16 protein-coding genes and 5 pseudogenes are annotated in these 21,672 nt (G+C 52.8%); 11 read left to right on the top strand and 10 right to left on the bottom strand.

All coding sequences use genetic code 11. The annotated features are described in order from the left end of the window. Positions 1-89: 89 nt before the first annotated feature. Positions 90-422, top strand: a pseudogene (locus DWB67_RS15490) (IS481 family transposase); the annotation flags it as partial. 334 nt (positions 423-756) lie between these two features. Further along, entirely contained in the window at positions 757-1,845 is a 1,089-nt protein-coding gene (locus DWB67_RS15485) for a glycosyltransferase (RefSeq protein ID WP_119808488.1), read from the top strand. A gap of 105 nt (positions 1,846-1,950) precedes the next feature. Here DWB67_RS15485 and DWB67_RS17885 read toward each other — a convergent pair whose 3' ends face one another. The 5 genes and pseudogenes from DWB67_RS17885 to DWB67_RS18665 all read right to left on the bottom strand — a co-directional run. Next, positions 1,951-2,832, bottom strand: a complete 882-nt coding sequence (locus tag DWB67_RS17885) for a glycosyltransferase family A protein (protein ID WP_182911612.1) — start codon at positions 2,830-2,832, stop codon at positions 1,951-1,953. A 96-nt stretch (positions 2,833-2,928) separates the two neighbouring features. Further along, complete coding sequence (locus DWB67_RS15480; RefSeq protein WP_119808486.1) at positions 2,929-3,984, bottom strand: glycosyltransferase family 4 protein; 1,056 nt, start codon at positions 3,982-3,984, stop codon at positions 2,929-2,931. Positions 3,985-4,130: 146 nt separating this feature from the next. Next, the gene (locus DWB67_RS15475; RefSeq protein ID WP_255418709.1) at positions 4,131-5,552 is read right to left on the bottom strand and encodes a lipopolysaccharide biosynthesis protein; all 1,422 of its coding nucleotides are present in this window, start codon (positions 5,550-5,552) and stop codon (positions 4,131-4,133) included. Between the two features lie 268 nt (positions 5,553-5,820). Further along, a pseudogene (locus tag DWB67_RS15470) lies at positions 5,821-6,987 on the bottom strand (IS3 family transposase). A gap of 111 nt (positions 6,988-7,098) precedes the next feature. Beyond that, positions 7,099-7,269: pseudogene (locus DWB67_RS18665) on the bottom strand (transposase); the annotation flags it as partial. A gap of 406 nt (positions 7,270-7,675) precedes the next feature. Here DWB67_RS18665 and DWB67_RS17875 point away from each other — a divergent pair. Together DWB67_RS17875 and DWB67_RS15460 are read left to right on the top strand one after the other, a co-directional pair. Beyond that, positions 7,676-8,434 carry a hypothetical protein gene (locus DWB67_RS17875; protein ID WP_147385944.1) on the top strand — a complete coding sequence of 253 codons (759 nt, stop codon included), beginning with the start codon at positions 7,676-7,678 and terminating at the stop codon, positions 8,432-8,434. Between the two features lie 358 nt (positions 8,435-8,792). Continuing rightward, positions 8,793-9,879: pseudogene (locus DWB67_RS15460) on the top strand (IS3 family transposase). 257 nt (positions 9,880-10,136) lie between these two features. Here DWB67_RS15460 and DWB67_RS15455 read toward each other — a convergent pair. The 5 genes from DWB67_RS15455 to DWB67_RS15435 all read right to left on the bottom strand — a co-directional run bounded on the left by DWB67_RS15455 (position 10,137) and on the right by DWB67_RS15435 (position 15,796). After that, complete coding sequence (locus DWB67_RS15455) at positions 10,137-11,165, bottom strand: ABC transporter ATP-binding protein (RefSeq protein ID WP_119808483.1); 1,029 nt, start codon at positions 11,163-11,165, stop codon at positions 10,137-10,139. A 1-nt stretch (position 11,166) separates the two neighbouring features. Further along, positions 11,167-12,231: an ABC transporter ATP-binding protein gene (locus DWB67_RS15450; RefSeq protein ID WP_119808482.1), complete on the bottom strand. Its 1,065-nt coding sequence runs from the start codon at positions 12,229-12,231 to the stop codon at positions 11,167-11,169. Beyond that, positions 12,231-13,133, bottom strand: a complete 903-nt coding sequence (locus DWB67_RS15445) for an ABC transporter permease (RefSeq protein WP_119808481.1) — start codon at positions 13,131-13,133, stop codon at positions 12,231-12,233. Before DWB67_RS15445 ends, DWB67_RS15450 begins: the two co-directional genes overlap by 1 nt. After that, positions 13,130-14,095, bottom strand: a complete 966-nt coding sequence (locus DWB67_RS15440; protein WP_119808480.1) for an ABC transporter permease — start codon at positions 14,093-14,095, stop codon at positions 13,130-13,132. The genes DWB67_RS15445 and DWB67_RS15440 overlap by 4 nt, the downstream gene beginning before the upstream one ends. 69 nt (positions 14,096-14,164) lie before the next feature. Continuing rightward, on the bottom strand, positions 14,165-15,796 hold the full coding sequence (locus DWB67_RS15435) for an ABC transporter substrate-binding protein (RefSeq protein ID WP_119808479.1): 1,632 nt from the start codon (positions 15,794-15,796) through the stop codon (positions 14,165-14,167). Between the two features lie 236 nt (positions 15,797-16,032). Between DWB67_RS15435 and DWB67_RS15430 the strand changes: the two genes are divergently transcribed. The 7 genes and pseudogenes from DWB67_RS15430 to nagB all read left to right on the top strand — a co-directional run bounded on the left by DWB67_RS15430 (position 16,033) and on the right by nagB (position 21,659). Further along, on the top strand, positions 16,033-16,749 hold the full coding sequence (locus DWB67_RS15430) for a GntR family transcriptional regulator (RefSeq protein WP_182911609.1): 717 nt from the start codon (positions 16,033-16,035) through the stop codon (positions 16,747-16,749). After that, positions 16,749-18,044: a fumarylacetoacetase gene (fahA, locus tag DWB67_RS15425; protein ID WP_182911608.1), complete on the top strand. Its 1,296-nt coding sequence runs from the start codon at positions 16,749-16,751 to the stop codon at positions 18,042-18,044. The genes DWB67_RS15430 and fahA overlap by 1 nt, the downstream gene beginning before the upstream one ends. A 61-nt stretch (positions 18,045-18,105) precedes the next feature. Then, complete coding sequence (locus DWB67_RS18440; RefSeq protein WP_370453600.1) at positions 18,106-18,393, top strand: gamma-glutamyltransferase; 288 nt, start codon at positions 18,106-18,108, stop codon at positions 18,391-18,393. Then, a pseudogene (locus DWB67_RS18660) lies at positions 18,354-19,594 on the top strand (gamma-glutamyltransferase family protein). Before DWB67_RS18440 ends, DWB67_RS18660 begins: the two are co-directional and overlap by 40 nt. Further along, positions 19,575-19,745, top strand: a complete 171-nt coding sequence (locus DWB67_RS18425) for a hypothetical protein (protein WP_255418707.1) — start codon at positions 19,575-19,577, stop codon at positions 19,743-19,745. Before DWB67_RS18660 ends, DWB67_RS18425 begins: the two are co-directional and overlap by 20 nt. Further along, positions 19,723-19,983 carry a hypothetical protein gene (locus DWB67_RS18080; RefSeq protein WP_182911607.1) on the top strand — a complete coding sequence of 87 codons (261 nt, stop codon included), beginning with the start codon at positions 19,723-19,725 and terminating at the stop codon, positions 19,981-19,983. The genes DWB67_RS18425 and DWB67_RS18080 overlap by 23 nt, the downstream gene beginning before the upstream one ends. A 902-nt stretch (positions 19,984-20,885) precedes the next feature. Continuing rightward, complete coding sequence (gene nagB, locus DWB67_RS15415; RefSeq protein ID WP_119808476.1) at positions 20,886-21,659, top strand: glucosamine-6-phosphate deaminase; 774 nt, start codon at positions 20,886-20,888, stop codon at positions 21,657-21,659. Positions 21,660-21,672 lie beyond the last annotated feature (13 nt).

Genomic DNA, 21,672 nt, shown 5'->3' with positions numbered 1-21,672 from the left:
GGCCTATGATACTCACAATCAACACCTGAAAGCCGCCGCCTGACATGAAACCCATGCTATAGCTTAGCCCGGCGGAAAACTGGTCGAAAATTCAGGACCACCTCTGTCAGCGGCCTTCGGCGGATGCTTACCGTCGAGCAATACAACATAGTAAAGAAAGCCTGAGGACGCTTTCGACGCATTACAGCATCAATCAGAAGGCGGTCGCCAAATGACGCAAGCGGACTTCAGTTGCGGATTTGCCGACCGGTCCAAGGACTGCCAGATCCACAGTTCTGACGATTGACGAAGAGGCAATCATCATTGCGGTCCGGCGCCATACGCTGCTGCCACTCGACGATTGTCTCTATGCACTCCAGCCGACCATTCCACATCAGACACGATCATCGTTAAACCGTTGTCTCCAGCGGCATGATATCAGCTGACTGGTTCCGCGCGGCCCTTGCCGATCGTCAAATTAAGGCGTGCTTTCCCTCAAAATTCAACAGGAAATATTAAATTCCCTACAGCAAAGGGCTCTACAAAAAGCGCCACAAGATCGAGAATATATTTAGCAAACTCAAAGATTAGCTGCGCATCCATACCCGCTACGACCGCTATACCGACACCGTCATGTCTGCTATCGTAATCAATTTAATCATCGTATTCTGGATGTAATTAATAGGTCCAGAGCCTAATTAAGCCTAAATAGCAGCTTTAAAGAAAAAGGAGCACATACAAGCTATGATATGTGCTGTAGGAAATGAGGACTTTATGATGAATGTGCTTTTTGGTAGTGGAAAGGGATACCCGCCTGAGTTCAGCGGGGGGGTTCAGTCCAGTACGCATCATCTTGCTTTGCAGCTTAAGGCCATTGGTCACCACCCTTCTGTTCTTGCCGCGCTATTTGGAGACGGCGTTTTTGGGAAAAAATCTCGTATCAAACTAAAACTATTGCGCCGGCCGGGAGTGATAGACAGATTGTCCGGTTATCCGGTGGTACGCGCATGGTTTCCATGGGAAGCTGCCGAATTTGCGGTCCAAATGCTAAAACCCGATGTCGCCATCGTACAATGCCACGATTCAGTGCCAATCGGGAAGGCATTGCAGGCGCAAGGCGTTCCGCTGGTGGTGTATTTACGCAATGTCGAGTTTCATGAGCTTGGCGGCGATCTACGGGAGTTGCCGTTGGCTCACTACATCGCCAATTCCGATTTTACCGCCAAAGCTTACAAAGAAAAATTTGGGGTCGATGCCACTGTCATTCCTCCCACCATCGACCCGTCCCAGTACTGCACGCCCACGACCGGAGATTATGTCACGCTGATCAATCCCTATCCCGAAAAAGGTTTTGATCGTGCAGTGCAAATCGCTCAAAAATGCCCAGATATTCCTTTCTTATTTGTTGAAAGCTGGACGTTGGGAGAGGCTCACCGGGCCGAGATAAAACGCGCAATCGCGTCTTTTCCGAATATCCGGCTGGAGGGGAGGACATCTGACATGAAGAAGGTCTATGGCCGCACGAAGATCCTGCTAGCCCCTAGCAAATGGGAGGAAGCTTGGGGGCGCGTGGCCTCGGAAGCCCATTGCAGCGGGATCCCGGTGATCGGCTCGCGCCGGGGTGGACTGCCGGAAGCCATCGGCGCAGGCGGCATTGTGCTGGATTACGACGCTCCGTTAGATCAATGGGTCGCATCGGTCCGAAGCCTATGGTCTGACACCTTCGCATACACGACCCTGTCAGCTGCCGCTTTCGACTTTTCTAAAAGGACCGAAATGGATCCGGACAGCCAATTCGCAATGTTTCTAGCTGTTCTTGAAAAGGCACGTCATGCAGATGTGACGCCGCAAGCGTCGACTTATTAAAGGCGCAGCTAAAGGCAATTGATGACCACCTTTAACCCATCGTCGGATTGAGAAAGTCTTCGCCAACCTGCGGCGGCCGCTTGGCCTAGAACCGATCAGTAGTCGTCAGGGGACCGGACCGAATGCGGTCTGCATGGAATTTATCTGAACGTCATTCCGGTCCCTGTATGTATTTTCGTGAAACAAGGCGACGTCTTGAGATATTGGCCACGTAGTGATGTCGAATCCACATGACGCAGATATCTGGTCTGTCCCAGCCAATCGCGCCATCCAGAAGAACCAGATGTCATCACCATGAGGGCAAAGCTGCATGAATTTTTGCTTATCTGTCACAAAATCTGAAAAAGCATTTGGGGGATACAGGATACCACCAACACCTGTTGGAAAAATGCGTGTCTGGCTGGAAACATTGCAGCGGCGGTCTGTATCTTTATCCCATTGCCGATAAGGAAGTAGATACCCCCTGTCGTCGATATGGGCTAGATGGGCTCTATAAGCCACGACTGCCGAATGTTTTTGCCGCAGTGCTTCCGAAACAAGGTTCTTTAGCCATGTAGGAGGATAATACACATCATCATCTGCTGTAACGAACCATGATCCCGGATATGCCTCAAGGGCTGGGATTAGTTTCTTGTACGACCGCGTGTCATCACATGTTTTTATTTCGAGGCCATAAGCCGTAAGTGCCACGACATCTCGGGGTAGATCGGCAAGATCCTTTTCTGCCACCCATAAGATCGTGTGATCGGAGCGGACCTCTTGGTCAAGAAGACCTTTTAGCGTTGCCGCTAAGGTCGGAAACCTTGGCGGATAAGAGGTTAGGGTGACGATGAGCGTTCCATCTAGACCATGCCGTTGCGACCGCCGTATGGTCGGAAATTTTTCAACCGCCCTTTCTGCTTTTTGCAGAAGACGGTGTTCGCGCCGCTTTTTGCGATTGTGCCGCCATTCATGTAATCTCCAGACAAAGCGCAACGGGTTCTCCAAGTTGATGATGGTCAGGCGTTTAAAGAAAATGGCAGATAGAATTTTTTATATTATTCGAATTATACAGGAATTAATTTTCGCCACTGCGATGATGCGTTATGCTACAGCATTGGTAACAACCTTCAGGAAAGTTTTGAACTGGCTTTCGGGTACGATTTCAGGGCGTCCGGCAAAATCCCGAGCCGCGAATGACAGGCTGTCGTAAATGTCCTTGTCATCCCACATTTGTCGCAGTGCCTCGGCCCAATCCTGCGCCGAGGCATCATGCGGCACAATCACGCCGCCAGGTCCAATCGCCTCAGGCAAACCGCCCCGATTGGAACCTAGCACCGGAATGCCACTACAATGCGCTTCGGACGCCACGCGGCCCCATGCCTCTTCCCACTGACTGGGAGCCAGCAGTATGCGAGCGCGGCCATAGATGGATTTCATGTCGTCAGTTCGCGGCTGCAGGGTAATGTTGGGTATTTGTGCAATCTTCCTAACCAACGCAGCATGCGTTTCGTCATGCAGCTTCCAACTTTGAACGAAGACAAAGGGAATGTCGGGGCAGAGGGCCGCAATGTCGATCGCCAGATTTCCCCCTTTGAGAGGCGAGGGATTGATTAGCGTAACATTTTCCCGCGTGCTGTTTGTGCGGTACTTCGCTGGCTCGACCAAAGGCGGGATCACGGTGGATTCTATGCCATAGGCGTCGGTGTAACGCTGTGCTGTAAAATACGAATTTGAGATGCAGGCGGCCGGGCAGATAGCCTCGAGCTTTCCGCCCATTTCAGAAAATTCGACATTCCTGAAATACAGAACGACCGGAACACCCTCTTTCTGTAGGCTTTCGGCAATCGGGACCATGGAGCCGTTCTGAACGACCGCCACATCGGGCCGAAACCGATGGACGACCTCGGCTGTGTCGGTCGGACTCCAAGCACGAAAAACCGGATATCCCAAGACCCGATCGCATGAAAATGTCCGCCCTGTCAGCTTGCGCTGAAGTTTCGACTGCCAAACGAGACGGCCACCCGGTTCTAGCGCAGTAAGCACGGCGGGCTCGTGTCCAGACCGCTTCAAGGCATTAGCCAACTGATCGGTGCTGGATTGTGCGCCCCCGGCACGTTGCGGAAGATAACCAAGGCCACAGGTAAACAGCACACGCATTCAATCGATATCTCCGGCTTCGGCTGGATGGATGGATGATTCATCCAGCGATAAGGTTGTAGCAGGTTGACGGGTGGGGGGCACGCATCATGGAGTGCGCAATGGTTGGGTCCATAACGTTCGAAAACGTTCCTGTATCGTTGTTCTCATCGACGCAACCGATGCACGCCCCCCCGCAGCACTTGAATGACCTCCTGCAGCGTTTCGCGCCCTGCGGCTGTCAGGGCGATCAGCGCTGCCATCGCGGCATAGGAGAACACCGTTCCAAGTGCTAAGGCCGGCAATGATGTCTCCGGCAGAAACGGGCCGATTGCCCACAGGGCGAGGACGACCAAATGCGCGCCCAGTAGGAAAGGCCAAGTCGCCTTCAGGATGTCAGGCACGCGGACTGGACCGTTGCGCCCGACATACCACCACAGGAATGGGGTTTTGAGATATTCACTAAGGGCATAGGCCATCGCAATTCCCGTTGCTCCCCACGAAATGCCAATCACGAATGCTATTATAGAAAACACCGAGGAAACTAGGCCCCAGTATAGAAATTCGCGGGTCCGTCCTTGGCTCACAAACAACCAGCCGGACGGGTTGTTAAGCGGCTGGACTAGGCCCGCAAATCCCAACCAAGCAAAGATTGTAGCGCTTTTTGCCCATTGCCCCCCCAAAAGAAAAGGAATCATGATGTCGGCCATTGCAATGCTCAGCGCAACGCCAGGCAGGGTTGCAAGCAGAACGAGCCGAATTACCCGCGTATAAGCATGACGGTAGCGGTGAGGTTCGTCAATCATGCGCGATAGGGTTGGCACCATTACTCGTGATAGCGGATTAGTGATCTGTGACAAAGGGAACAACAACAGCTTGTAAGCTCGCTCGTACAGTCCCAGTTCCTGATTGCCCCAGACACGTCCAATTAGAACATTGTCTAAATTGCGGGCGAAAAAATTGGCAAAATTGAAGCCGGTCAGATTGGCCCCAAACCCCACCATTGACCATCCGTCGCCAGCATGACCGGGACGTGAGGGACGCCAAGGCGAACTCGACCAGGTCATTATGATGGTGACCAGCGCGCCTACAACGCTGCCACCCCACAACGCCCAATAGGACGGTGCCATTGAAGCCCAGATAATAGCAGTAGCCAAAGTAGCCACTCCGGAGACCACCTCGATCATCGCTAGTCGCCCAAACTGCATCCGCCGGTTCATCAGTGCGCTGTGCTGTGCCCCGCTGCCCATCAGCAAAACTGGAAGAGCCATTGCTGCGATCAGTGGGGCCACCCGCGGCTCATTATAGAATCGCGATGCAACGGGTGCGATTGCCACCACAGCTACGGCAACAGAAATACTGGCTAGAACGTTGATCCAAAACAGGAAATTAACTTCTTCATGAGTAATTTTTGGACGCTGAACCGTCGCCTGAGTAAGGCCGAGGCTTTGAAACATCCCCATGAAAGCCAAGACTGGCGCAGCCATTGCCACCAATCCAAAATCATCCGGCGCCAGCAGACGCGAAAGCATGATCACAGACACAAACTGCAGACCAAGCTTGACGGCCTGCGCGCTGCCCGTGGCCATCATTCCCCGCCCGACTGATGCCCTCATGGTGCCGGATACGGGATCGAACAGATTGGATGGAGTGGTCAGGATATGCCCTCTGATTGCCAGATACCGTCCCGCCTCTACGACGCAGGACAGCAGAAAAGGTTTGTTATGATATGCTACTTACGTGTCCACCAAGACCGCGACAAGCTTGTTTGCGATTCAAGTGTGATTATCAGCGGAAATGGGACGGAACTGACCAGTAATGGACCTGCACCGTTTTCGTTCCGGTGTGTAGCTCATGTTAGGCGACGATGTTTTCGAAAGCCACGGGTGATTTCCAGCCGATGGCCGAATGCCGTCGGCGTGGGTTGTAAAAGCCGTTGATGTATTCGAAGACGGCCAGCTCGACCTCTCTGCGGGTCTGCCAGGTCCGGCGCCAGATTAATTCGGCCTTCAACGACTTGAAGAAGCTCTCGACGGCCGAATTATCATAGCAATTTCCCTTTCCGCTCATCGACGGCACCAAGTCGTGCTTACGCAGACGCTTTTGATACTCGTGGGCACAGTATTGGGCGCCGCGATCAGTGTGGTGGATGCAGCCCGGGGGCGGCTTTCGTAGGGCAATCGCCATGTCCAAAGCGCGCAAGGCCAGATCCTGTTTTATGCGGTTGCTCAGGGCCCATCCGATCACCCGTCGCGAATAGAGGTCGATGATCACAGCAAGATAGGCCCATCCCTCGCGGGTCCAAATATAGGTGATGTCTCCCGCCCACTTCTGGTTCGGGGTGCTTGCGGTGAAATCCTGACGCAACAGGTTAGGCGCGATATTGAAGGTGTGATTGCTGTCGGTCGTGCGCTTGAACTTGCGGCTGCGCAGCACCTGGATGCCGTTATCACGCATGATCCGCGCCACACGGCGTTGCCCTACATGGATGCCCAGTTCATAGAGTTCCTGCGTCATGTGCGGACGACCGTAGCTGCCCAAGCTCAAGCGATGCTGTTCTCGAATACGCGCCAAGAGCATTATATCCCGACGTTGGCGGCGTGACGGCGGCCTGTGCCACCAAGCCCGAAGACCACGTTCCGTTACCTGCATCAGGCGGCACAAATGGCTGCGTGGAAAATCCCCGCGGCAATCCGCAATGAACTGAAATTTCATTGTGTCGGGCATTCACTCGGACCAATGGCGTTCATGCCCTCCATGACCCGCGAAGAAGATTGCCGCCTTTTTTAACACCTCCCTCTCCTCCCGAAGAATGCGGTTTTCTTTGCGTAGGCGTTCGTTCTCGCGCCGAAGCTCAGAATCCTAGGTCGCGGTAGAAGGATCGTCTGAGAACTGACGTATCCATTTGCCCAAGGTCGAAAGGCCGACCCCAAGATCCGACGCGACTTGGCGACGCGTCAGCCCGCTGCTTGTCGCGATCCGAACCGCTTCGCGTTTGAAATCGTCACTGTGTTTGGGTGCCATTTCCGGTCTCCTCTATGACGAGCATTGCTCGCAGAAAACCGGAACAAAAGTGAAGCAGGTCCAAACCCACCATGGCACAAAACGATGCCGTTGGCGGGGCCATCCACACCATCAATGACGGACGAGGTCACGCTCTAGCATCCGCACTGCCAGTCGAGTCTTCAGCTTGCCGTTCCCGTCCTCAAGCGCCCGTAGCCGCTTCGCATCTAGGGGCCCCATGCCGCCATTCTCCGATTTGTATTTATAGAACGTCGCCGAGCTGAACCCATGCCGCCGATATACGTCAGCGGTCTTCCCAAAGGCGTCCTGCTACTTGGTCATTGCGGTGATCTGTTCGTCCGTAAATCGTGCCCTTATTTGTCTGTCCTATGGTTCGTCGCACTCCACACAAACTTGGAAGAGTTATAGGAGCTCAGGTCAAGCTGACCTGTATATAAGATAGTATATCATTGACCATAACAAACTGCTTATAATAAACTTTATACTTATAGGTGTAGATAGTCGCCTTTTGGTTTATTAAATATTTGTTGAATTTTGTTTCTAATAATATATTTGTACGCACAATACATCGTTGGGGACTCACGTGAATTTAATGAAAAGTATATTAAACATATTGCCAAAATCGCATGGTATAAAGAATTTATATTGGGCAATTCGGTTAGGAACAGATAATAGGTCTTCATCGAAGATGAAATACAAAGTAACTTCTAAGTGTTTCTCTGCAAGACACATGTTTGCTAGTTATGGCAAAATCGCAATCTTCTCCTCCTCGACTTTAGCGGTTTTTAACAGCACTATCGCCTATGCCGGAGGCTTCGTTGCGCCAATCGTAGAGTCTGCACCTATAAACTTACCAACCGCCGTGGCACCTCAGAGTTATTGGATGGCGTTAATCCCAATTGGTCTTCTTCTTTTGCTAAAAAACGGGAACCATCACAACAAGGAATTAACGCCGGTTCCTAAAAATCATGGTGGAAATTGCTTTGGGGAAGGCACCCTAATTTTATTAAAACGCGGTTGGGCTTCGGTTGAAAACGTTAAAGTTGGTGACAGCATTGCGACATCTAAAGGATTCCAAGAGATTCTGTCAGTCGGCTCATGGCAACCCGTTGAATTCCAAGACCGCCCTGTCATGATCGGAGGGGTTCGCCTTTCTCACAATCATGGTGTTGCAGTTGGCAATTTCAGAGTTGAAGCACAACTCGTAAGTTCCTTACGGCTTCGTATTGATGGACGGCGATATTTCCACTTCCTCGTAACTAACCATAGTTGGTTATTTGCAAAAAGTGATAAGTCTGAAACTGAAGTTAAAGCAGAAAGTATGCTGCTGACAAATGATATGGAGTTATCAAAGATATTTCCTCATTTAGTTGCTTTACATGCTACTTATCCTGTTAGTCTAAAAAAATTATCTTTGGATGAGTGTTCACTGCAGGCAACCATCTAAAAGAAATTTTAGCTTTATTTTTTATATCAGGACAATAAGTGAATACAATGGCACGGCCATGATGTTGAGCAGTGTGCCAAAGGCTGACTGGTTATTGGCAGGTCGGGGCTATAACACGATTAGCTGCTGAACTAAGCAATCTGCATTAAGGTCATTCTCGAATCTCGACCTCCCAGCTATCACCATCTATACAGTTGTAGACCGTAAGTTTTTGAAAGCCTCTTTCATGAAAAGTTCAAGAATACTCCATTTTGATTATTTTAGAGGAATAACCATAATATTGGTTGGGTAATCCCCCCTAAAATTAATGGTGTTCAAAAGTTAAATTTTCCCGGTAAAATATCTGAGGAGATTTACGATGAAGAACGGACGATTTAGCGACGCGCAGATTATGGCTGTGTTGAAGTAGGCGGAGGGTGGCGTTCCGGTCTCGGAGCTGTGCCGGGAGCATGGGATGAGCAGCGCCAGTTTTATAAATGGCGGGCCAAATTTGGCGGTATGGACGCGTCGCTCATCGCTGAGATGAAGGACATGGCTGAGCAGAACCGCAGGCTGAAGAAGATGTATGCCGAGATGAGCATGCAGAATGAGTTGTTCAAGGAAGCCCTTGGAAAAAAGCCTTAAGGCCATCTCAGCGACGAGAGATGGCCGTGAGCGCGGTTGCACAGCTTGGGATCAGCGTTGCGCTGGCTTGCCGCACGTTCCAGGTCAGCGAGACGTGCTATCGGTATAGCCCCATCTTGAGCGATGAGAACGGGGAGATCGCCGATTGGTTAAAACGGTTGACCGGGGACAAGCGCACATGGGGCTTTGGCCTTTGCTTTTTGTATCTGCGCAAGGTGCAGGGCTATTTCTGGAACCATAAAAGGGTGTATCGGATCTACTGCGAACTGGAGCTGAATCTGCGCATAAAACCCAAAAAGCGGCTCAAGCGGGACAAGCCCGAACCACTGGCAGTGCCTGACAGACCCAACGAAACATGGTCAATGGATTTTATGGCAGATCAGCTCTCTGATGGTCGGTCGATCCGGACACTGAACGTTCTGGATGACTTCAACCGCGAGGGCTTATGCATTGAGGTTGACTTCTCACTGCCTGCCGAACGCGTTGTGCGTAGCCTGAACCGGATCATCGAATGGCGTGGGAAACCCGAAACCATTCGTATTGACAATGGACCCGAATATGTCAGCGGAAAACTCATGGAGTGGGCAGAAAAGCAGGGCGTTCTTCTGGCATACATTTAACCCGGAAAGCCGCAGAAAAACGCTTGCATCGAGCGCTACAACCGCACAGTTCGAGGTGAGTGGCTCAGCCAATACATCTTCGAAACGATCGAGGAGGCACAGAACCAGGCAACTGAATGGCTGTGGACTTATAACAACGAACGGCCCAACATGGGCATTGGCGGGATCACACCTGCAATGAAACTGAAAACAGCCGCCTGAATTCTACGGCTGTACCCCATTAAAAATGGGGGGATTACCCCGACAGTCAATCAAAGCATGTGGAATGCAACCGATCTTGTGCGATGGTCGCAACCTTGCGCGCGAGCCTTTTGTATGAGCCTTGATGCTTAAGACACGTTCCCACCGCATGCCCGGACCTTGGACGAGGAGCGGTTTCCCCTTCCGTTATACCCATTATCCGTACTTGAACTGTTGTCTTCAAAAACACCTCAGCCAATTCAATGTGACAGAAAAAGCTAAACCATTCCGAAATCTGTCGTTGGGGCCATATCTTCGGCACTGTAAAGGTGGCAGCGGACACGCTGTGTTCCGTTGTCATTTTCCAGCGCAGGTGCCTTGGTGCGGCACAAATCGGTTGCGTGGGGGCAGCGAGTTGAAAACCGGCACCCTGGAGGGACATTCAGCGGCGACGGCACATCTCCGGCTAACTCAATGCGTTCCCGTGTGCGTTCACCTGACACCGATGGAATTGCCGCCATAAGACGCTGGGTATAAGGGTGACGCGGGGCAGTCAGGATGTCTTCAGCAGGCCCCTCTTCGACGATCTGCCCCAGGTACATGACTGCTACATGGTCACAGATGTATCCGACCGTTGCGATATCGTGTGAGATATACAGGACCGCCAATCCAAGCTTTTTTGATAATTCGTCAAGGATTTCCAGCACACTAGCTTGAATCGATACATCCAGCATGGACACAGGTTCATCAGCAACTATGAATTTCGGCTCAAGCACCAGCGCCCGTGCGATCGCGATGCGTTGGCGTTGTCCACCCGAAAGCGCATTGGGATAGCGGTGAAGGTATTCACTGCCCGGAACCCGCACCAAGTCCAGCGCATCGGCAACCTTTTTGGCACGTTCGGCGGCGGTGCCGATACGGTGGATGCGCAGAGGCTCCTCGACGATCTCTCCGATCGTCAAGCGCGGATTAAGTGAACTGTAGGGGTCTTGAAAAATCAGCTGCGCCTGATGGCGATAGGTTTTCAAGTTACGACCTTGCACATTGGTAATATCATCACCAAAAAAGCTGATTTTTCCGCCCGTGGGCTGGTACATACGCACAAGCGACATACCGAGCGTAGATTTACCGCATCCGGATTCGCCGATCAGCCCGACCACCTGCTTGCGCCGGATCGTCAGATCGATACCGTCCAAAGCGCGTACAGCGACAGGTTCTTTGCCTGTCAGCGCGCTAAACACCCCTGAACGCAATGTAAAATGCGTTTTTAAATTCTGTGCTTGGATAGCAACCGTATTGGTGGTCATATCAAATCTCCTTCCGGCGCCACGTTTCGGGCTGTTGGGCAATGGCACGAAATTCATCAGCGCGGTCAATATAGTGGCATGCGGCGCTTTGATGGGTATTGGGAAGCGCTGCAGCAGGCGGTGTTGAATGGCACAGATCGCTAGCGAACGGGCATCGGCTCGCGAAGCGACATCCCTTTGGAGGAGCCGACAAATTCGGGACGGTTCCAGGGATCGAAATTAGCGGCAAACGAGGTTCACCCTTACTTGGCAATCTGGGAAAAGCATTCTGCAATCCCATAGTATAGGGATGTTTGGGCTTGCCTAGCACGTCGGCAGTCGTACCGGTTTCCACGATCTGGCCTGCATACATCACCGCGATAGTGTCGCAGGTTTCCGACACGACAGCGATGTCGTGTGTTACAAGGATCATCGACCGGCGCATCTGCGCATTAATGCCACGAATTCGTGCCATAATCTGATCCTGCATGATTGGATCAAGCGCAGTTGTAGGTTCGTCCGCGAGCAATAGTCCTGCATTCAGACTCAATGCCATAGCGATTACTGCACGTTGTCGCATCCCTCCCGAAAACTGGTGTGGGAACTCATGCAGCCGTCCGGCGGGCAGTCCCACAATGGCGAACAGTTCTTCGGCGTGATGCCAGGCTTCGGATTTGGACACACGGAGATGTGCGCGGATAGACTCTACGATCTGATCCCCGACGCAATATACCGGATCAAGTGAATTCATCGCGCTTTGAGTGATCAGGGCAACCTGCGTCCAGCGCACGTCACGCAAGGCGGTTTCGGATAGGCCCAAAATGTTATGCCCATCCAAATTAGCCTGTCCGGTAATAGCAGTCTGAAGCGGCAAAAGCCCCATCAGCGACTTCACCACCGTGCTTTTACCGCAGCCGGATTCCCCAACCAGCCCCAGCGTACTTCCTGGTTCTACTGTAAAACTAACCTTGTCCACCGCGTGAAACGGACCTTTAGTCGTCTGATAGCTAATGCTCAGATCGTGAACCTGCAGCAAGGCTGCAGGTTTGGATTGCAGACCTTTGATAAGTGCTGTTTCAGTCTGCATCATACCCTCCGCAGGCGTGGGTTGGTTTGTTCTTCGTATCCCCGGCCGATCAGGTAAAGCGACGACACCAAAAAGGTCAGTGCAAGGCATGGGGGAACAACCCACCACCACGCGGTGCGTAAGCTGCCGCTGGAAAAAGCAGTGTTCAGCATCTGGCCCCAGCTGATCACCGACGGATCACCCAAGCCTAGAAAGCTCAGACTTGCTTCTGTCAGAATTGCGAAAGCGACTGACATAGTGATCCACAGAAAAACCACCCGAATGGTATTGGGCAGAATATGGTGAAAAATGACATGCGCGTGCGATGCACCTGCGGCACGCGCCCAACGGACATAGACCCGCTCGCGTTCGGTCAGCACCGCAGACCGGATGATCCGTGCACCGTTGCGCCAAAACAATAGCGAAATAACCAGAATGATATTCTGAAGACTCGGCCCCAGCAAAGATACCGCCACGATAGCAAAGGGCAATGTTGGGATACTTAGCGCAACATCGGTCAGGCGCATCAGCACATCATCAATCAAGCCACCGAAATAGCCAGCCAAGATGCCGACCACAGTTGACACTAGGCCCACCGCAAGGGCGGCTACCAGACCCACAATCATGGCCACACGTGCTCCGTGCATGAACTGGCTTAGCACGTCATTGCCATAGGCAGTCGTGCCGAAGGGATGCGCCAATGTCGGAGGCGACAGCCGATCCAGCCGCCCCGCTTCGGTCATCATAACATCGTAAGGCTCATAGGGGGCAAGGATCGGCGCCACGATGGCCAGCACGATGAATATTGCTAGAATGATCAGCCCCGATGCAGCAAAGCTGTCCTGCATAAGCAGTTTGAATGTCTGTCGAAGCGAGGCAAACCAACCGGAGCCGGCGCCAGAAGAATGTGAGATATCGCTCATTTATATACCACGCGGGGGTCGAGTTTGCCGTAAAGCAGGTCAGCGGCAAGGTTTGCCACCACGATCAGGACTGCGAGTAAGAAAAAGGCAGATTGCGCCAGTGGATAATCCTGACGCGTTACTGCAAGGACCAGTTCGCGCCCGACACCGGGCCAACTGAAGACGATTTCGACGACGATCACACCGGCGATGGTTTCGGCAAGCGCAGGAAATAGCCATGTGATCAGTGGAAGCAGGGAATTGCGTCCTGCATGCCACGCAACGCGAGCAGGCGCGACGCCTTTGGCGCGCACAAGTTCGATGTAGTCCTCGGTGCGGTTCTCGACTACTCCGCTGCGCATCAGCAACATGTTCTCCGGCAGAAAATAGATCGCGACTGCAATCAACGGCAACGCGAGATGATGCAGGAAATCCAGCGAAAAAATACGCCAGCCTTGCTGTTCGACGCCGACCGAACTCATACCGAAGGCAGGAAACCAGCCAAGTGTGCTTGAAAACAGTGCCAACATCGCGATGCCAATGACGAAATTCGGAACGCCGCGGATAATGGTGGCAAAATAGATGCCGGTGGTTTCGACCCGCCCGCCACGCGGGGCCCATCCCACAAGAAGTCCCAGGGCAGATCCAACCGCAGCCCCCAGCAAAAGGCCCGGGATTGCCACCCATAGAGTGTTCAGGATCAATGGAAAAAGTACTTCCCACACAGGTTTGCGATAAAAAAATGATGACCCGAAATCACCTTGGATCAGGTTGAGAATGTAAGCGACGTACTGATCCCAGAACGACCCGGTCAGGCCCCATTCCTGCAACAGGCGCTGCTGTGCCTCTTCGGTCATACCGCGGTCCATCAAAATTGCCGTGGGATCGGACGGCATCACACGGAACATCACGAACATCACCGTTGTAACGGCCCAGATTACTAGGGCGCTTTGGCCAAGGCGGCGAAGGATATAGCCCCTCATCGATCGGTCTCCATTCTAACTGGGTTGGGGAACAGACGGCCCGCCGAACTCGGCAGGCCCCTTATTGGATCAGTCTGCGGGGTAGTGCAGACGCCCCTGCTTGTCCCAGCCATAGCCGGCATCGGCCAGGATCTGCCGTGCCGCTTCGATGTCGAATGTCACTTCGGGAAGGCTGTCATCGTACCATGCCGAAAGCTGGTTCGGGATTGGACCAGAGCCAGCCTTGTTGGCAAAACCCAGATGCGCCTCCATGATCACGCGATCTTTGTTGGTTGACTGGCGCAGTGCCTGACGAAACGCCAGATCGTTAAAAGGTGCCTTTTCGTTGTTTACCCAGACCATTGTTGTTCCATGGGAATTTTCATCAACGAAACTCAGCGATTCATTCTGCCTCGCAAGGTCATCCATTGCCGCCGTAGGCAGGATACCTGTCGCAAGGTCGACCTGTCCGCTGAGCAGCGCGGAACGGATCGCATCAGGCTGACCGAGCGACAGACGACGCAGGCCGTCGTATTCCGCAGCAGCCCAGTGCGCCTTGTGGGTTTCCAGTTCGTGAACTTCGTTGCGACGCCATTCTTTAAAGCTGAACGGACCGCTGCCGATCACAACACCTTCTTCGATGACATCACGCGCGAGAATGTCGCCTTCGTAGTTTTCCCAAAGATGTTTTGGCAAAATGAACAGGAACGGTAATCCGGTAGTCACGAAAGACGCATCTGGCATCTTCATCTTGATATCAAAAGTCAGATCATCGACCATTTCGGCTGAATCAAGCGTGACGATCCGTGCGGCCATCGATGGCGGTTGCACGTCGATTACCTTGTTCAGAGTGAACACAGCATCATCGGCAGTGACAGGCTTGCCATCATGGAACGTCATCCCGGCGCGCAGTTTGATGCGCAACGTCGTATCATCAATAAATTCCCAAGATTCTGCGGCCCAAGGCATCACACTGCCGTCGGAATCGATCTTGCCGAATGTATCAAAGATAAACCGGACCCAACCAACAGCGCCTTCTTCGGCCAGCGGATTGTAGGTATTAACGTCTTCGAAATAGCCCCAGTCGAGGATACGATCATCGCCCAATGGCTTCATGTTTAGCCAGGGATTGACTTGTGTTTCAGCCGGATTGACAGGTGAAGGGCTAAGCACGTTGCCCCATTTGTCGTTATTCCACAACATTCCAAACACGTTATGCGTGACTGGCCACCAAGGTGTGCTCTCAAAATGTAGCTGCTGCAATTCCTTGACCGCCGCTTCGCGCTTTGTCTGATCGACCATGCTGCGTTGTGCATCGGCCAGTGCGGAATATGTTTCATCGCACCACTTGGAGGCGTTCCGCCGTTGCCCACAGGCTGACTGGTCATAGGTCCAATATGTTGGATCGACCCGGTCTGGATCCGATCCAACGCTAACGAACGCAATATCTTCCAACCCGCCACCGACGTTAATAGTCGATACAAAAGTACTGAACTGGATGGGCTCAAGGTTCAGTTCAAGCCCAAGTTTTTCCCATTCTGACGCAAGAATTCTAGAGGATTGCTCAAAGCGCGGGCCGAAATCGGCAGCGTAATAAGAAATCGATAAAGGTGCGACCAGTTCGCCCAAGTCCTGTGCTGTCGCGCTAGTGCCCACCCCAGAGGTAAATGCCACCGTCGCGGCAAACATTGCTTTTGCTGTGCCAAATCTGATGTTTCTCATTTCTTCACACTTTCCCTGTCGTTGTTTTTGTCCAGGCGATCTTTTGATCACTCTAGCTGTGCCGTTGTGTTCGCCGCTGGCACATGGAGTCGGCTTGCTTTGAAAGAAGCGCGTACAAACCTAGCTGTCAACTTTTTATCGATAAAATATTAATTTAAATATTTTATGTTGACTGATCTATTATCTAGAGTCTAATCGATAGGCTGTTGATGGTCAGTGCAGGGCAGGAAATTTTCATGGCGCAACAAGACACAGGCGCAGAAAGCGTGACTCTGACCGAGCAAGCGGTCCAACGGCTTCATCACGATATTCTTTCGGGAAAACTATCGCCGGGGGTAAAGCTAGGAATCTCGAATTTGGTTGCTACCTATGAAATCGGCGCAACGCCGATCCGTGAAGCATTATCCAGACTGGTATCCCAAAACCTGATCGTCGCTTCTGGTCGGCGCGGTTTTTTCGTGCGTGAGCTAAGCGAAGCAGATTTGCGTGATATTACCAACACACGGCTGTTGATCGAATGTGAAGGCATTCGCCTTTCCATGGAACGGGGCGGTGATGAATGGGAAGCAGAAGTTCTGGCGCAGATGCACCGCCTGCGCCTTTTCGTAGAACGGCACGGCAGCAATTTTGGCGAACAGCACCACGAGCTTGACCGCCTGCACCGGCAGTTTCACGCATCGCTTTTGGCAGGTTGCGGTTCGCCGCGCCTTATTCAACTAGCAGACAATCTTTACAGTCAGGCGTTCCGGTATCGCCGCATTCTTATGACCACCTGGTCTGATCCGGATCATTATATCGCCAATCACAAGGAATTGGCTGATGCGGTACTTGCCCGCGATCTCAACCACGCAACCAACCTTAACCGGACCCATCTTTTTTCAACGCTTCGTCGGATCTATCAGACTGATCCCCAACCCACATTATATGCAGAAGAGCCAAAGGAACCACGATGATGAGCCTGAACAAAACTCACGACTCTTCGCGCCAGTGCGTTGTCAATGCTGCCAATGATGCACAGTGCGATTTTCCAATTCAGAATCTTCCGTTCGGCATTTTTAGCGTCAATGGATCTTCACCCTCTGCAGGGGTCGCGATCGGGGATCAGATTATCGATCTCGCGGTCCTACTGGAAAATAACGCGTTAAGTGGTGAGGCAGAAGTGGCTGCGCAGGCTGCTTGCTCTGGCCCAACGCTGAACGCACTGATGGCACTGGGGAATGCTCCGGCTTCCGCGCTTCGCGAACAGCTTTTCGATCTGCTAGATGCGGACAGTGCATCAGATTTCGACATTATTAATGCGCTTGTTCCAATGCAGGACGCGGACTTGCACCTTCCCGCCAATATTGGCGATTTTACCGATTTCCTGACGTCGCGGCATCACTTTTCGCGGATGCGAGATAAAGCTCCTCTGGCGCTAAACTTTATGTCGTTGCCCATCGCCTATCACAGCCGCGCAAGCTCGATCCGGCTGGACGGTGACATAACCCGTCCTCGCGTGCAGACCGTCGAAGATGATATCGTGTCCTTTGCCCCCACGACGAAATGCGATTTCGAGCTGGAAGTAGGCGCTTATATTGGATGTGGAAATCAGCTTGGCGCACCTATTGCGGTGGAAAATGCCGATGCACACATCTTTGGCTTTTGCCTTGTCAACGACTGGTCGCTACGTGACACCCAAAGGTTTGAAGGAGCCCCGCTTGGTCCATTCCTGTCAAAAAGCTTTTCGACCACGATTTCGCCTTGGATTGTGACTGAAGAAGCGATTCGCCCGTTCCGAACGACGATGGAGCCCCGCCATTCAAATGAACCAGCCCCGCTACCGCATCTTGCGTCCCAAATTGCACAAGACACTGGTGCGCTGGACATCACTCTTGAAGCAACGATCCAAACCGCTGCCATGCGTGCTGAAAATGTACCGGCAGAACGTATAACACTGACAAATCTCAAACATCTTTACTGGTCGTTTTCGCAGATGGTCACTCACCATTCCAGCAACGGGTGTAACCTACGGACCGGTGATCTGCTTGCCAGCGGCACTGCATCGGGTGCCACAGATGACAGTTGCGCCTGCTTCGCCGAGATGACGGTGCGCGGCACTCGGCCTATCACGTTAAAAAATGGAGAAAGCCGCGGATTTCTGGAAGATGGCGACAGCCTGACCATCAGCGGCGTTGCCCTGCGCGACGGCTGTGCACGCGTCGGCTTTGGATCTGCCACCGGTACGTTAGTCAAGAACGCCGAAATTTGAAAGATATGAGGGGCCGGACACACTTCCGGCCCCGAGACCTTTGACCGTGACGTTGCACTGTATGACATATTACGCACTACCGCCCACCCGTAAGAAGGACTTCACGATGCATCTATGCCATGATCCTGTTTACGTATCGCGCCGTTCTGCGGTGTTAGCGGACAATATTGTCACCACCTCTCAACCGTTGGCCACTCAAGCGGGGCTATATATCTTGCAACAAGGGGGCAATGCAGTCGATGCGGCCGTTGCGACCGCCGCAGCGCTAACTATTGTCGAGCCCACGGGTAACGGACTGGGCTCAGATGCATTCTGCATCCTTGGGACGGTGCAGAACTGCACGGATTAAATGCATCAGGTCGCGCGCCTGCAGCTTGGTCAGTTGACCACTTTCCGGACGGTATGCCGATGGTCGGTGCCAACAGTGTCACGGTGCCCGGTGCCGTCAGCGCTTGGGTGGCGTTGTCACAGCGGTTTGGCTCGCTTGATCTTGGCACTGTACTGGCCCCCGCAATTGGTTATGCTGAAAACGGATTTATTGTTTCGCCTGTTATTGCAAAGCTATGGAAAAACGGCGCGAAACTATTAGACGACCAACCTGGATTTGCCGAAACCTTCTTGCCGAAGGGCCGTGCTCCGAAAGCTGGAGAGCAGTTCCGCAACCCAGGTGCTGCCCGCACATTGAGGGCTATTACACGAACCGGTGGTAGAGCTTTCTACGAGGGTGAAATCGCTGACGAGATTATCACATTTTTGCAAGCCAACGGCGGCACGATGACACGCCAAGACCTTGCAACTCATCGGCCAGACTGGTGTGGTACGGTCAATCAAGCCTTTGGCGATGTCGAGCTACATGCCCCCCGAACGGGCAGGGTATTGCTGCGCTTATGGCGCTTGGCATTCTGGAACATACCGCAATCCGTGAGTACGGCCCCGATGATCCGGCCGCGATACACCTCCAGATCGAAGCCATCAAACTGGCCTACAGTGACCTTCATGCGTTTGTCGCTGATCGCGATCACATGGTCGATGTGGATGAAACGACCCTGTTGGCACCTTCTTATCTCAAAGATCGCGCTGCGCTGATCGATCTGGACAAAGCATTGGATCATGGCGTTGGCGCGCCCAAACGGGGCGGCACTGTGTTACTGAACACGGCGGATGCTTCTGGGATGATGGTCAGTTTTATCCAGTCGAATTACGCAGGCTTCGGATCAGGTGTCGTCGTTCCCGGGCTAGGCATTTCGCTACAAAATCGAGGTGCAGGCTTCTCCACAACACTTGGTCATCCCAATTGCGTCTTCGGTGGCAAGCGCCCCTTTCACACCATCATTCCTGGGTTTACAATGAAACAAGGCGCCCCGCAGATGGCCTTTGGCATGATGGGCGGCCCTATTCAGGCGCAGGGCCATGTGCAATTGTTCTTGCGCACCCAACTCTGGGGTCAAGACGTGCAGACCGCAGCCGATGCACCGCGATGGCGGATGTTGGATGGGTTGAATATCGCCTGCGAACCCTCGATGTCGCACGATGTCGCAAAAAATTATTAAAGGCTTGCGCGTACTGGGACACAAAATCATGATAGAAACGCCGGACAACGCCTTCGGCTTTGGTGGTGCGCAATTGGTGCACCGCCTGCCCGACGGCGGATATGCTGCCGAATCAGACCCACGTAAGGATGGCCAAGCAGCTGGCTTCTAACAACTGTATCTATTTACAAGACGACACATTATTGCCTCGCTTAATAGAAGCATTCGGCCATCGGCTGGAAATTGGGCGTGGCTGTAGAAAAATGCCATCTAACATGCGCTACACACGTGAACGAAAACGATTTAAGTACATCAAGGTTATTAAAGCTTCGAAAGCCATATGTTGCATTATTGGCGTTAACTTATCGTTCAATATACATAATAAAAATTACATTTTTGCAGCAAAATGATTGCGGACACTGGCCGACCTCAGCAAACCTAGCCAGACCGAGAAATATCTGATTGCGTGTAACCATACCCCCACGGTTGATACTGAGAAGCGCGTCAATTGCTAGAAAAATGCGCTATGCTCTAGTGATGGACCTCGACATACCGACACCGAGACCGTCAGCCACCTGTTTGCGTGTCAGCCCGCTACGCACTGCATCTTGGCAAAATTCGTCCGTCCGTTTCAGTCCCATAGTAAGTCTCCTTTGTTGCGGCAAATGCTATCAAAGAAGCTGCATCAAACCGCGACAGGTCCAGTTGGACAAAAGAGGCTGGACGTTACTATCCTAGAACGCATCGCGCCGGCCGAGCATTTTTTGTATTATACGACAGTTGTCGTTAGCGTCGCTGCCTTCAGCCGGCCATATCTGCAACACGCGACAACGCGTATTTATGGCTTTATCGCCCACGGTGGCCATTTTGTTACGTTGGATCACGGGCCTAATCTATGTTCGGATGTTGAAGTGACACCGCCCCGCGTGTCAAAAAACGGAACACGATCGCTCCGGTCGCGCGTCACCTTTCCTTGATGCCAAGGTCAGCATCCCCAGCCCAGGACATATACTTATGACAGTTCCGAATGCGATCACCGCGGCTGATTTCGACGGGTGGGACAAAGAGCGCTGCCACTATTTCGCCTGCGAATGGTCTCCCGTATATCACTCCATGCAGTCGATAGCCGATAAGGACGAGGCGCCGCGACTTGCCCCCCGTTTTCTCGCAGGATCGAAAAAAGCCAGCACACCCACAGCGGTATTGTCTTGCGCCCCCAACTGGACAAACTGGTCATCGGGGCGTTCCGGATATTGGCCAATCTGGTACAACCCGTATGCGACAATGGGTAGGCACCATCCAAGGAACCGACATGAAGATCCTGATTTTTCCCGACGCGCAAACCGCAAGTCTTGAAACCGCGCGGCGGATTATGACCCGCGTTGCGACAATGCCAAAAGCCGTATTGGGCCTTGCGACCGGGGGGACGATGGAACCTGTCTATACCGCCCTGAGGTCTGCGTTTGCACAACACCCGATGGCATTCAGCGGAATCACAACCTTCAATCTTGATGAATACATCGGCCTGCATCCCGATCATCCGCAAAGCTATCACTGCTATATGAAAAAGCATCTGTTCGCGGCACTTCAGCTTCCCGTGGCCCGCACGCATCTTCCGCGCGGTGATGCGCCTGACCCGGACGCCGAATCTGCCCGCTATGAGGATGCAATCCTGCAGGCTGGCGGCATTGACCTGCAGCTGCTTGGGTTGGGGGCCAACGGGCATATCGGCTTTAACGAACCGACATCCTCATTGACATCACGCACGCGTATTAAAACGCTGACCCGCAGCACCGTCGCGGCGAATGCGCGTTTTTTCAGTGAGGACGAGCGGGTTCCAGATACCGCCATCACCATGGGCATCGGTACGATTCTGGATGCCAAACAAATCCTGTTACTTGCGACGGGCGCCGCGAAGAAAGATGCAGTTGCAAAAATGATCGAGGGGCCCCTTAGCGCCGCCTGCCCAGCCTCTGCCTTGCAACTGCACCGACACGCGACCATCCTTGTTGACGAGGCCGCCGCGACGGACCTGAAACTTCGCGTTTACTATGAAACCGTTCATCCCAGCGGGGCGGATAAATGATGATCGCTTGCGG

This window comes from Paracoccus sp. JM45, assembly GCF_003590715.1.
GTDB lineage: Bacteria > Pseudomonadota > Alphaproteobacteria > Rhodobacterales > Rhodobacteraceae > Paracoccus.
Note: the sequence above shows the minus strand (reverse complement) of the source record. Positions and strands in the feature narration are given on the sequence as shown.

Coding starts and splice junctions, on each gene's coding strand:
- DWB67_RS15485 (WP_119808488.1), top strand. CDS start 757: ATGAATGTGCTTTTTGGTAGTGGAAAGGGATACCCGCCTGAGTTCAGC.
- DWB67_RS15480 (WP_119808486.1), bottom strand. CDS start 3,984: ATGCGTGTGCTGTTTACCTGTGGCCTTGGTTATCTTCCGCAACGTGCC.
- DWB67_RS15475 (WP_255418709.1), bottom strand. CDS start 5,552: ATGGCCACGGGCAGCGCGCAGGCCGTCAAGCTTGGTCTGCAGTTTGTG.
- DWB67_RS17875 (WP_147385944.1), top strand. CDS start 7,676: ATGAAATACAAAGTAACTTCTAAGTGTTTCTCTGCAAGACACATGTTT.
- DWB67_RS15455 (WP_119808483.1), bottom strand. CDS start 11,165: ATGACCACCAATACGGTTGCTATCCAAGCACAGAATTTAAAAACGCAT.
- DWB67_RS15450 (WP_119808482.1), bottom strand. CDS start 12,231: ATGCAGACTGAAACAGCACTTATCAAAGGTCTGCAATCCAAACCTGCA.
- DWB67_RS15445 (WP_119808481.1), bottom strand. CDS start 13,133: ATGAGCGATATCTCACATTCTTCTGGCGCCGGCTCCGGTTGGTTTGCC.
- DWB67_RS15440 (WP_119808480.1), bottom strand. CDS start 14,095: ATGAGGGGCTATATCCTTCGCCGCCTTGGCCAAAGCGCCCTAGTAATC.
- DWB67_RS15435 (WP_119808479.1), bottom strand. CDS start 15,796: ATGAGAAACATCAGATTTGGCACAGCAAAAGCAATGTTTGCCGCGACG.
- DWB67_RS15430 (WP_182911609.1), top strand. CDS start 16,033: ATGGCGCAACAAGACACAGGCGCAGAAAGCGTGACTCTGACCGAGCAA.
- fahA (WP_182911608.1), top strand. CDS start 16,749: ATGAGCCTGAACAAAACTCACGACTCTTCGCGCCAGTGCGTTGTCAAT.
- DWB67_RS18440 (WP_370453600.1), top strand. CDS start 18,106: ATGACATATTACGCACTACCGCCCACCCGTAAGAAGGACTTCACGATG.
- DWB67_RS18425 (WP_255418707.1), top strand. CDS start 19,575: ATGTCGCAAAAAATTATTAAAGGCTTGCGCGTACTGGGACACAAAATC.
- DWB67_RS18080 (WP_182911607.1), top strand. CDS start 19,723: ATGGCCAAGCAGCTGGCTTCTAACAACTGTATCTATTTACAAGACGAC.
- nagB (WP_119808476.1), top strand. CDS start 20,886: ATGAAGATCCTGATTTTTCCCGACGCGCAAACCGCAAGTCTTGAAACC.